This window comes from Aequorivita vitellina (genome assembly GCF_022008365.1).
Lineage (GTDB): Bacteria > Bacteroidota > Bacteroidia > Flavobacteriales > Flavobacteriaceae > Aequorivita > Aequorivita vitellina.
The window spans coordinates 1-11,371 of sequence record NZ_JAIRBA010000048.1; the positions used below are offsets into that span (position 1 = coordinate 1).

Genomic DNA, 11,371 nt, shown 5'->3' on the forward strand with positions numbered 1-11,371 from the left:
AGCCTGCTTCCGAAAATCCTATCGGATTTTCTATTTGGATTTTATTTGCTAAATTCCGTGCTTAATCGGGCCACTAATCATATGCAGAACCGTTGGCAAACATTTAAAAAATGGAAACAAGTACAAAAATTGAGAAAAAGGCAACTGACATTATCACCCAATTAAAAGGGTGGAATTTTGGAGAGATTTATGAGTTACTGAATGTTCTTAAAAAGCGAGCGGAACAATCTTCGGTGATAAACTAACCCATATGGTTTATAGCGGTAACTACATCGTCAAGTTTTGAGCAGACGTCGCTCAAATCATAAGAAGTAGAAGGTGTGTTTGACTCAATTGAAGAAAGTCTAGAGTCTATACTACTTAAAATATCAATAATAGTATCTGCTTGTTCTTCTGTCATAGTACAAAGGTTTAATTGTAAGATTACAAAGATAATAAAAGTTCTTTGAAATTTTGGAAAATGGTTTTTCGCAGATATTGCGATTTTTAACATATTATTAGTTGTACAGTAAGATACAGTACGTTACATTTGTACCATACAACAATAACAACAGTTGTTAAAATTAGAGGAGTAACTCTCGACAAATTACTCCTCTGGTTAAACAAATTAAAACTTACCACCTTGATAAGAGTTGGTATAATTACAACAAAAGTAATTTGATAAGACTTATAATGGTTTCTAGGCCAAGTCTTATCTCTTTTTTATAGACGCGATACCAGGGACGTCTCTCTTTAATTGTACTCATAGCTGAGTATTGATTATTTCCCCATTTATGGTCGGGAAAAAAGACCTAAGTTTTACTTCATAAATATTTGGTTTTTATTTTGGTGCAATAATGCACGAATTGCAAAGCTACATTTCATTTCCGAGATTTCATAGAACTTTATAATACGTTTAACGCCGTGTTATAACAATGTCAAATATATACCTTATTTGGAAACGTTCTAAATAAAAGTATTAAAAGTTGTTCACAAAAAAAACGATTTGCCAACAAAGGCTATAAATAATGCTCGGTGAAGTGGTTACACCGAACCAAATGCTAATCACGAAATTAATATCACGACCGAACGGCAAAAGAATACGTGCGACGCACTATTCATAGCCAAACCGTTAGCACCAATTAAAAACCAATATTATCGAAAAAGAAAAAGCACGCAATGATTTTAATACTGCCATTAAATGGTGGGAAAGAAAAAGGTTATTTTATAATATAATAACGCTTATTGGAGGACTATTAGTAGTTTTTCTTAGAGGTGATGTACCAAATGGAATTTCATCTTATGCAGATTTCGGAATCATAATATTCTGGCTTTTCGGAGCAAATATCTTTTACACTTGTGGTTGGGCTTTCGAAGCTATTTTAAATTATTATTTTAAAACACCTTTTTTCGGGCAAAGCATTCGAATTTTATTCTTTGCTTTTGGTACTGTTTTTTCTTTTATGTGGATGTTTTTTCTAGCAAGTCAAATTAACTAAAAATGGTGAAGCAAGAATTAATAATTAAACGACATGATTATGGTGAATTAAAGTATTTTCCAGCTATCTCAGGCAAAATTGAATTATTAAAATTAACTGAATCACTATCAATTTTAAAACTTTATTTTCAAAAATTAAAGGTTTTTGATAAACCAAAAGAGATGTATTTTGATGATGCAATAGAAGTTATGCTCTCAAATTTTCCTATTAAAGTATCTTCAATAGATGATCTTGATAAAAAAGAAATATTTATAGATGAAGGTTTTGAAGGAGAAGCTCTAACAACTATGCTAAGTATATATGATGGAGAACCTATTAATAAAAGTAGAATACTTTTTAAAAAAATAAAAGAACACTGCTTCGAAATTGAATGGACAGGTTGTTGGGGAGAAGATAATTACGATAATCAGAATTTTAAACTAAACATATTTGCATTCAAAGAAGAAAATGTGACAACTCCAATATGTGAATGGGAAAAAGACTTAATTGAGAAATTTGATAAATAATAAACTGGTGCTAACACCGTGTATATTTAATTGCTAGGTCTAGCCTGCTTACGAATATTCCTGCGGAATATTCTATCTGTGTTTTATTTACTAAATTAGTTGCTAAATCACGCAACTAACCATACACAACACGTTGGCAAACATTTAAAAAAACCTAAATATTAATATAAATTTTGTCTTATCTATAAAAAATTATCCAAACTAACAATTAATTAGCTGAACTAAATTAAAAATGAATATTTTAAGAAACTTTGATAAATTCAGAAAAGGAATTGAATTGGATTTGGAAAATTTCAAAATCAATGAACATTCTAATGAATTGAAATCAACAACTAAAACAATAGGAACTTACGCAGAACGTGCGAATCGAATTGTAGGTTTATTTAAAAATTCTAATGATAAACTTTCGATTTTTATAGATAAAAATGTTTACAAAATTGATTCAAATTTTAGTATTGAATTTAATAAGAAAGAAAAAAAATCAATTTTAACTATTAAAGCTGGTAATGGAGATTTATATAAGTTAAAATATATTAATGATTTAGAACCTATTTCAACTCTTACATATACAGAAGAAGACGAAGACGTGGATTTTGGACTTTGGCTTTTTAATATCTTAAATTCAAAAGATAGAATGTCAATTTTAAATAGAACAAATGAAAAATATAAACCTGTAAATAAAAAATAAAATGCGATTTAAAAACGCATAATGAATATTAAAAAAACACGCTTAAAAATGGTAAAAAGTATTGCAAATATTTCTTCACCAATAGGAAATTCGATACTATTTGTGATTAGTATGGTTTTGGCTTTTAATGTATTTGACATAGATACAATGATTGTATTCCTAATTGGAACGATAATTTTATCCTTATTTTTAACCGGATTCGGATTTTCGAAAAGACTCGGATTCTATTATTTTATGGCCTCTTTTTTTCCAATATTTTGCCTTTTAGCTCTTGCTTTTTTATTTTTTACTGTACCAGGATGGATAATTCTAGGAGAGTTTGGTTTTGGGATTCCTGCACCGTTGCCAAATTAATAAAAACGTTTGCCAACACCGTATATAACAAATAGCTACAACTTTTCTATGTCGAAAATTTTGGTATATTTGGAAAGTCGCCAATTTTTTATTTTGGCGCTTTAGAAATTTAAAGATAAAAACTTAAAACAAAAAATTGGCTTGTAGCTCAACCGAAAAATTAGCTCTTTTCTGCACGCTACTTGTCATATACACGCACGTTGCCCAATATTTGGTTAAAGAATATTTTGAAAGAAAAACCATCCGAAAAGCTTTCGGATTTTTTTTAAAAAGATTGTGTTTTAAGCGGAATTGGAAAAAATTGCGCGGACAAAAATACGGAACGGAAAAAACTGGATCTGCGACATTTTTGGCATCGGAAAGATAAAATCAGCGAAAGCCGGTTTTAGTTTGCGATGGACAGTGAAAGATGGAAAAGCAGTGCGGAATAGAAGCGGAACAGAACGCAGAAAAACATTGGGCAACACAGCATATAATTAATGGCTGGTTCGAGCCTGCTTCCGAAAATCCTATCGGATTTTCTATTCGGTATTTATTTGCTAAATTCCGTGCTTAATCGGGCCACTAATCATATGCAAATACGTTGTGCAACAGCTAAAAAGAAAATGAGTACAATAACAGAATATGATAAAAAACTATCAACAATAGAGAACTTGTTTGAAGGTATGACCTTACAAAGTGTGGAAAGAATGCTTGAACTGTCCTTGGAAAGGGCAAAGAACAAATTCAAGCTTATTCGGTATCGAAGTAGCTTTTAAGGGACGTTTTGTCCAAGAATGTCCTGTACCAGTTACCATCAGACAAGAGGACTTCGTAGTTGAACATATCGTCGCTTACCCGCAGTGCACATACCATTTTTGGGTTTATCAACATATCGCCGTCGGATGAGTGTTGCCTTATTAGAAGTGGTTTATCCATAAATTAAATTTTTATATCAAATCTAGTAAAAATAAAATGAGTACAACAGAAGAAAATAAGCCCCAACAGATACTTAACCTATTAAAAGGTAAGAATTTCACAGAAATATCTAGTATACTTTCAAAGACTAAGAAACTGGCGAAAATAAAGGCTATAGTACCTTAAATAACGTCCATCAATTCCTTAATCTTTGACATTCTTATTTCCGATGTGATTATTATGTTTGTACCATTCCTTAAATCGACATAGCATTTCCCACTGTCAAACTGAATACTACTTACTTCCGTGATATTGTGATAAGTATCTTCGTCTTTAATAAAAATAACTTTTTTCATAATTTTTACCTTTTATAATTTTAACTTAACCGAGGTAAAACTATGAACAATTAAAATTTTATTTACTAAATTCATCAATTATATATAAATTATTAAAGATATGAAGAGTTTTATCACAACCATTTTCATTATTACGGCCTTTTTAAGCTGTAAAGAAGGTACAAGAGAGGCAATACCTATTCAAACAGAACCACTTGCGCAAAAGGAGCCGAAAACCGAAAATAATATAAAAGAAAATGACCCAACCATACAAGAAACAAAGGAGTGGATACTTTCAAAACTGAGACAATATCATGCTTATGATATTACTAAAGTGGGAGGGATCGCAGGTATTAAAGAGACCACTACGAAAAGAAGGTTCACTAAATTTTCATTTTTAGGCGGAGAATTATTGCTGTCCTTTCACGAAATAGAAAAAGAAAATGATGGTCGTTTTGAACTTACAAAACGAGAGTACGACGCCACTATAGATATACCAATAGGATCATTGAAAGCTGTCGTAATTAAAAAAATAAACGGTACAGATAAATGTAATTTAGAATTTTATAGTGAGTCTAAAAATATACAATGGGTTAATCACACAGAAAAATTTACAGAGTACAGAACTGCCTTTGGACTTGGATTCGATTGTAATGCTGAGCCAGATTTAGAAGGGAGGCTACAAAAAGCATTTAACTTTTTAAAAACCAAACATAACAAAACGTTCCCCAAAAATCCAGAACCATTTTAAATGGAAAAAATAACCAACATTGGAGAAAGCCGATTGCACAACAGAGGCTATAAAACATAAGGGAGAAACGCTGCGCCCAAAAGACAGCGAGTAAATCAAACAACGAAATCGCCCGAAAGGTAAGGAAACAAAGCCCCTTACGTTTCATAGCCGAGACGTTACCCACAATACGAAAAATGCAACAATTATACAACCATATAAATCAATACATTAATGTAAGCAAAGAAGATTTTGATGAAATTAGTTCATTTTTTCAAATAAAGTCTATCAAAAAAAAAGAAACTATATATAGTGCAGGCAGTAATAATTTAGAACATTTTTTTGTCTTTACCGGATGCTTACATATGTATCTTGTTAATGATAAAGGCGCTGAACAAACATTGCAATTTGCTATAAAAAATTGGTGGCTTACAGATTATTTGGCTTTTCAAAATAATAGAAGTTCAGAATTTTATATACAAGCAATAGAACCGACTACAGTTCTTAAAATAAGTTTTGAAAATCAAGCAAAACTACTATTACAATTCCCGAAAATGGAGACTTATTTTAGAAATATTTATCAAATTGCATATGGAGCATCCATTATGCGAATGAAATATATTTTTACTTATTCAAAAGAAGAAATTTATCTAAAGTTTAGTGAAGCCTTTCCTGATTTTGTAAATAATGTTCCTCAATATTTAGTAGCAACTTATCTAGGACTTTCACCCGAATATGTAAGTAAGATAAGAAGAAAGAGATTTTCTTGAACTAGTTCAATTTTATAGAAAATAAATAAAGTTAGTTTTGTCTCGAATATTATTATTCCAATAAAAAGAACACAAATCATAATCAAAACTTACTTTATGAAAAAGAGCATATTTACTTTACTAATTTTAACAATTATAAATATTAGTTGCAAAACAGACAAAAAAAATGCTAATGACGAAAAGGTTATAATTAATCAAACAGAAGTAAAAACTGATACTTTAACAAAGCATATAAAACCATTTAATCCTGAACTACCAACAATCGGACTTTTGATGTATAACGGAGTTCTACAAAGCGAAATCATCGCAACATCTGATGTTTTTGCAAAACCGACTGAAGATGGCAAACAGCTTTTCAATGTTGTATCTATAGCCGAAACTAAAAGCCCAATAACAACGGAAGAAGGAATGCATTTTGTTCCAGATTACACTTTTGAGAATTGTCCAAAATTAACAGCTTTATTTGTTCCAAGTGCTTATGATATGTACGCACAAGTTCACAACGAAAAAATTGTAAATTTCATAAAAGAGAAGAATAAGGAAACTGAATATGTAGTGAGTAATTGCGCTGGAGCTCAATTAATCGGGAAATCTGGAATTGCAGACGGATTTAAAATTGTTACGTGGATTGGTGGTGGCGAACAATTACAAAAAGATTATCCGAATTTAAAAGTGCAAGACGAGAATTTAGTAACATTTGTCGAAGACGGTAAATTCAGTTCATCCAATGGAAATTTAGCGAGTTATATTTCTGCATTGAAATTATTGGAAAAAATGACCAGTTCTGAACATAGAAAATTTGTAGAAAGTTATTTATATCTTGACCGACTTCAAAATTGGAACGAGTAAAGTACTGTGGGTAACACCGTGTATAATTCATTGCTAGTTATAGCTTACTTACGAAAGTCCTCGCGGACTTTCTATCTGTGATTTATTTGCTAACTTTAGTGCTAAAACACGCAACGAAATCATACACAAACACGTTACCCACAAATGAGAAAAACCGTTCTAATATTAATAATCCTGATTTCTAATCTGACTTTTTCGCAAACTGAAAAAGCAGAATTGAAAATGAAAACGGAATTTAGACGGTTGACTGGAAATTTAACCGATGATGACGGACAACCTTTTCCCGGACAAAATATTATGATTAAGGGAACGAATATTGGGACGCAAACCGATTTGGACGGTAATTTTTGTCTAATAATTCCAAAAGATAAAAAAGTCTTTATCGAGTTACCATTTTGTTTTGACCAAATCTTTCGTGAAATTGAACCGACTGACAAAACAATTGAAATGCAAATCGGAAAAGGAAAGAGAAAAACTAAAAAAGCTTGGCGGAATTATGACAAAATCAAAGCGGAATTAAACTCTGAATTGTATAAGATTTACAATAGTGATTAATTTAAAAAAGCAGAGAACATCTGTGGGTAACACCGCATATAATACAGCGGTCACATTTGGCTATCATTAAATTCCCTAACTTTATAGAAAATTTGTTACAGCGGATAAATACGTAACGGCGGCGCCACTGCCCACGGCTGATTCGCACGCTGGCGCTTCCCACAAATGCTGACGCAGTTTTGTTGGCACTGCCGACGCTTGCCGCCCAAAACCCGCCGTATCATATGCAAACCCGTTAGCTGCAATGCCAAATAAACAGAACTAATAAATAATAAATGAAAATTATAAGATTTGAAGCTAGAGAAGTAAACGGATATTTAAAATTCGATATTGACTTCAACGAAACATTGACGTTTCTTATTGGAATTAATGGTTCTGGTAAGACTACTGCAATAAAATTAATATTAGGTCTATTAAGTCCAAGTTGGATGAATTTGACCCAAATTAAATACGACTACGCACAAGTTGACTGTGAAATTGATGGAGAATTTATAAGAATAAAATCTGATTTTAACGACAAGGAAAAAATCAAATTGAGCATTGCATACCCTTCTAGTAAGAAAAAAACCGTAATGAGTACTGTGAGAGTTCAAGAATTGCCAAATATCCAAATGAGTGATTATGGCAGAATGGAATATCGACAGATTATGAGTCGTTTTACTCGGTATGAATCTCATTTTGTAGAATTGGATGCAGTTAAAAAAATCAAAGAAATAAGTACACCTGTATTTTTAGGACTTGATAGGAGAATTTATGAAGGAGGAGAAATTGACTTATTAAGTATTGATTCTTTTATGCAAAAAAGAGATTTTACGACAGACATTAAAGGGAACCTCTTCGAAAGCCTTATAGAAATCGAGAGTCTAATTCAAACAAACTTTATAGAATATTCACAAAAACAGGCATCAATAAGTGCCGCTTTAAAAAATAAGATTATTTATTCTTCATTTGATATAATTCAGGGTAATGAAAATTTTGGATTAAATACCAAAACTGATGTAGACATTGAATCTCGGAAAGATAGAATTATTGAAGCATCAAAGAATTTTGAAATACCAGATTTGGAGTCCAAGATAATTGACTATTTCAATGAATTAACTAAAATTCAAGTTGCTCTTCAAAAAGAACAAGAGAAAAAAGGAAAAGAACCAAGTCCAAAATTTCTAAAGGTTTTAGGACAATGGTTCATAAACAACCCACAACTTGAACGTATTGATAATATAATTTCTCTCTACGAAAACGCACAAATAGAAATTGAAGCAAGTTATAAGGAGTTCATAAAATTTGAATCACTTGCCAACTTATATTTTGGAGAGAATAATAAAAAACTATCCATTAAAAAGAATGGAGAAATTGAAATTAAATTACCAAACAAAAAAAGTACTGGAATATACAAACTTTCATCAGGAGAAAAACAGATTATAGTAATGCTGGCACAATTAATATTTGGCGAAAAACGTCAAATATTCATTATAGACGAGCCTGAATTAAGTCTACATTTGGGCTGGCAAGAATTATTTGTCAATTCACTTTTAGAAGCCAGTCCTAAAACCCAATTCATAATGGCGACACATTCGCCAACTATAATTGGAAAAATTGAAAACCAACAATATTGCCAAGACTTGTCGCAATCAATGACAAACCTAGAGTAATATGCTAAAATTTAAAGATTTCATACTACCCAATGTTGGCTTGTTTTTTCGCTATAAAAATAATGTCGATGTATTTATTGAAGATTCTTATGACGATGAATTTTATCTAACCCTAGTTAATAGAGTTTTTGAAAAAACAGGTCATAAAATAAATAAACTAATTTCTTTAGGTTGTAAATCTAATGTTTTAGCTGCTTGCAGTTCTGACCAATCTAAAAGGGATGTTTTAAGAGTTTATATTGTAGATGGAGATTTAGAATTAATAACTGACACAAATGAAAAGAGCCTAAAACATCTCTTTGTTTTAGATAAATATTGTATCGAAAATTACTTAATTCACAAAGAAAGTATAATCGAAATTATACACGACTATCTTGTGATTGATAGAGATAAAATTGAAAAACAATTAAGTTTTGAAAATTGGTTAAAAGGTATATCAAAAGATTTAATCGATTTATTTCTTCATTATTCTATCTCTAAAGAAGTTTGTCCAACATTACCGACAATTTCACTTGGCGTAGGAAAACTTTGTGAACAAATAAAAAAGATTCCAGTTTTAAATGAAGACAAGTGCAACTTAAGAATTGCTGATATAAAAAAGGATATTCTCAAATCAATATCGGAAGAAGAATATAATGATAGGATATATGCTTTAAGAGAAAAATGGCCTTACAATATGGATACGTTACTTAAAATAGTTTCAGGTAAAGACTATATTATGCCTTTACTAGAATTCAGATTTCATAAATTTAAGACAACGAACTCTATAAATATAAGAAGAGGAACATTACGATTAAGATTAGCTAAATTATGTGATATTACGGAGTTAAAAACCATATCAAGTAAAATAGAGTAAGCACAGCAGCTAACACCGTATATAAGCTATGGCTTGGTCTGTCCTCACTTGGAAAATCCTGCGGATTTTCCAAAGCCAGTTTTTATTTGGAGAGGTTCGTGCCGAGACACGCCACAGCTCATATACAAAAACGTTGCCACACATTTGAAAAAAAACCGAGAGTTGATTAAAAAACTGATTTTCATACTAATAACTTTTATAGCATTCAGCGGATTTGCTCAATCTGATAATAGAATGACACGCCGAATTGAAATCAAAACTTACCAAATTGAAAGTGATTTAGGAAAAAAGTTACTGACGAAAAGATTTGTCGTTGATAGCGCACAAATAAAGGCTGATAAATATCAAAACAAATTAGTTGCGGACATAAAGTTTAAAGAAACCGGAAACAAATTGACGGCTGATATTTATTTTGACTCTGACAAAATTATTTTGATTAAAATTAAAGAGCCAAGCCCATATTTCAAAAACTATGACGACGCCGAAAAGCAATCGGAATTTTATTTCAAGAACGAGAATTTGATTGACGAAAAAATAAGAATAACTATTCCAAGTGTTATGCACGGAGTTGGAATGCCGAAAAATCTTGACAAAGAATTTAAATATAATGAAGATTTAACTACCGAATATTTAATTAAATTGACGCATAAAATTATTGAACTGACAGCGGAATAAAAACGTGTGGCAACAACGTATATAGCTCATAGCTGGGCAGTTGCTTAATTTATAGTTAAGGCATATTTGGAAAGTCGCCAAATTTTTAAATTTGACGATTTCCAATAAAAAAGATAAATAGTAAAATTTAAAAATTCGGCTCGTGCTTAACCGAATAGTTATCGCTAATTTACACGCTACGAGCCATATACAAATCCGTTGGCAACAAGCTATGAAAATTCGTTAATTCGAGAAAAATAACAACTGAATTGATAATTTTGTATCTTTGATAAAAAGCTAAATAAAATGAATTTAGAAGCTCGGAAAATAGAATTTGTGCAGGAATTTTTAAAACTTCAAAGTGAAGAAGCAGTTTCCCGTCTTGAAAAAATATTGAGAAAAGAAAAAAATGTTTCTGACGAGCAACTATTTGAGCCTATGACCGAAGATGAATTGAATAAACGAATTGACCAGTCAGAATCTGATTTCCGAAACAATCGATTTAAAAACAGTTCTGAACTTTTAGCCAAATACGAATAATGGTTTTGAAAATTATTTGGTCTGAATTTGCTGAAACTCAACTTGACGAAATCTATCAATATTACGAAAAGAAAGCAAGTCCCAGAATTGCCAAAAAACTTCTGAAAGGAATTATCAACGAACCAAAAAAGTTGATAAAAACACCTCAAATTGGACAAGAAGAGGAATTACTCAAGCAAAGAGAAATTCATTATAGATATTTAGTTTACAAAAACTACAAACTGATTTATTCTGTTGATACTGAAAACGGATTTATAAAAATTGCTGACGTTTTTGATACTCGACAGAATCCACCAAAACTAAAACGAACAAAATAAAAGCCAGTTGCCAACACCGCATATAATACAGCGGGTTGATGGTTAAGTGAATTGTATTTCCTACAATTAATTGTAAATTAGTCACGCGGATAATCACGTAGTGGCGGCGCCACTGCCCACGGCTGATTCGCACGCTGCGCTTCCCACTTTCGCTGACGCAAAATGTTGGCACTGCCGAAGCTGCCGCTCA

At 31.4% G+C, this 11,371-nt stretch carries 14 protein-coding genes; 13 read left to right on the top strand and 1 reads right to left on the bottom strand.

Annotated features, from left to right (window positions below):
- The first annotated feature begins 110 nt into the window (after positions 1-110).
- The gene (locus tag K8089_RS16560) at positions 111-245 is read left to right on the top strand and encodes a hypothetical protein (RefSeq protein WP_262913947.1); all 135 of its coding nucleotides are present in this window, start codon (positions 111-113) and stop codon (positions 243-245) included.
- Here the strand turns inward: K8089_RS16560 and K8089_RS15480 are convergent.
- A complete protein-coding gene (locus K8089_RS15480; protein WP_237604207.1) occupies positions 242-400 on the bottom strand; it encodes a hypothetical protein in 159 nt (52 codons plus the stop codon). The two genes, K8089_RS16560 and K8089_RS15480, sit on opposite strands and share 4 nt — an antisense overlap.
- Before the next feature lie 1,080 nt (positions 401-1,480).
- Here K8089_RS15480 and K8089_RS15485 point away from each other — a divergent pair.
- The 12 genes from K8089_RS15485 to K8089_RS15540 all read left to right on the top strand — a co-directional run bounded on the left by K8089_RS15485 (position 1,481) and on the right by K8089_RS15540 (position 11,181).
- The gene (locus K8089_RS15485) at positions 1,481-1,984 is read left to right on the top strand and encodes a hypothetical protein (RefSeq protein ID WP_237604208.1); all 504 of its coding nucleotides are present in this window, start codon (positions 1,481-1,483) and stop codon (positions 1,982-1,984) included.
- A 232-nt stretch (positions 1,985-2,216) separates the two neighbouring features.
- The gene (locus K8089_RS15490; RefSeq protein ID WP_237604209.1) at positions 2,217-2,672 is read left to right on the top strand and encodes a hypothetical protein; all 456 of its coding nucleotides are present in this window, start codon (positions 2,217-2,219) and stop codon (positions 2,670-2,672) included.
- A gap of 21 nt (positions 2,673-2,693) precedes the next feature.
- Positions 2,694-3,026, top strand: coding sequence for a hypothetical protein (locus K8089_RS15495; RefSeq protein ID WP_237604210.1), 333 nt, complete (start codon positions 2,694-2,696; stop codon positions 3,024-3,026).
- A 1,353-nt stretch (positions 3,027-4,379) separates the two neighbouring features.
- Positions 4,380-5,009: a hypothetical protein gene (locus K8089_RS15500; protein ID WP_237604211.1), complete on the top strand. Its 630-nt coding sequence runs from the start codon at positions 4,380-4,382 to the stop codon at positions 5,007-5,009.
- Between the two features lie 176 nt (positions 5,010-5,185).
- Complete coding sequence (locus K8089_RS15505; protein ID WP_219360349.1) at positions 5,186-5,758, top strand: Crp/Fnr family transcriptional regulator; 573 nt, start codon at positions 5,186-5,188, stop codon at positions 5,756-5,758.
- A gap of 96 nt (positions 5,759-5,854) precedes the next feature.
- Positions 5,855-6,607, top strand: a complete 753-nt coding sequence (locus K8089_RS15510; protein ID WP_237604212.1) for a DJ-1/PfpI family protein — start codon at positions 5,855-5,857, stop codon at positions 6,605-6,607.
- A 144-nt stretch (positions 6,608-6,751) separates the two neighbouring features.
- The gene (locus K8089_RS15515) at positions 6,752-7,162 is read left to right on the top strand and encodes a carboxypeptidase-like regulatory domain-containing protein (RefSeq protein ID WP_237604213.1); all 411 of its coding nucleotides are present in this window, start codon (positions 6,752-6,754) and stop codon (positions 7,160-7,162) included.
- 275 nt (positions 7,163-7,437) lie between these two features.
- On the top strand, positions 7,438-8,814 hold the full coding sequence (locus K8089_RS15520; protein WP_237604214.1) for an AAA family ATPase: 1,377 nt from the start codon (positions 7,438-7,440) through the stop codon (positions 8,812-8,814).
- A 1-nt stretch (position 8,815) separates the two neighbouring features.
- Entirely contained in the window at positions 8,816-9,670 is an 855-nt protein-coding gene (locus K8089_RS15525; RefSeq protein WP_237604215.1) for a DUF4435 domain-containing protein, read from the top strand.
- A 48-nt stretch (positions 9,671-9,718) separates the two neighbouring features.
- Positions 9,719-10,345, top strand: coding sequence for a hypothetical protein (locus K8089_RS15530; RefSeq protein ID WP_237604216.1), 627 nt, complete (start codon positions 9,719-9,721; stop codon positions 10,343-10,345).
- A gap of 285 nt (positions 10,346-10,630) precedes the next feature.
- Positions 10,631-10,864, top strand: coding sequence for a hypothetical protein (locus K8089_RS15535; RefSeq protein ID WP_237604217.1), 234 nt, complete (start codon positions 10,631-10,633; stop codon positions 10,862-10,864).
- Positions 10,864-11,181: a type II toxin-antitoxin system RelE/ParE family toxin gene (locus K8089_RS15540; RefSeq protein ID WP_237604218.1), complete on the top strand. Its 318-nt coding sequence runs from the start codon at positions 10,864-10,866 to the stop codon at positions 11,179-11,181. The genes K8089_RS15535 and K8089_RS15540 overlap by 1 nt, the downstream gene beginning before the upstream one ends.
- Positions 11,182-11,371 lie beyond the last annotated feature (190 nt).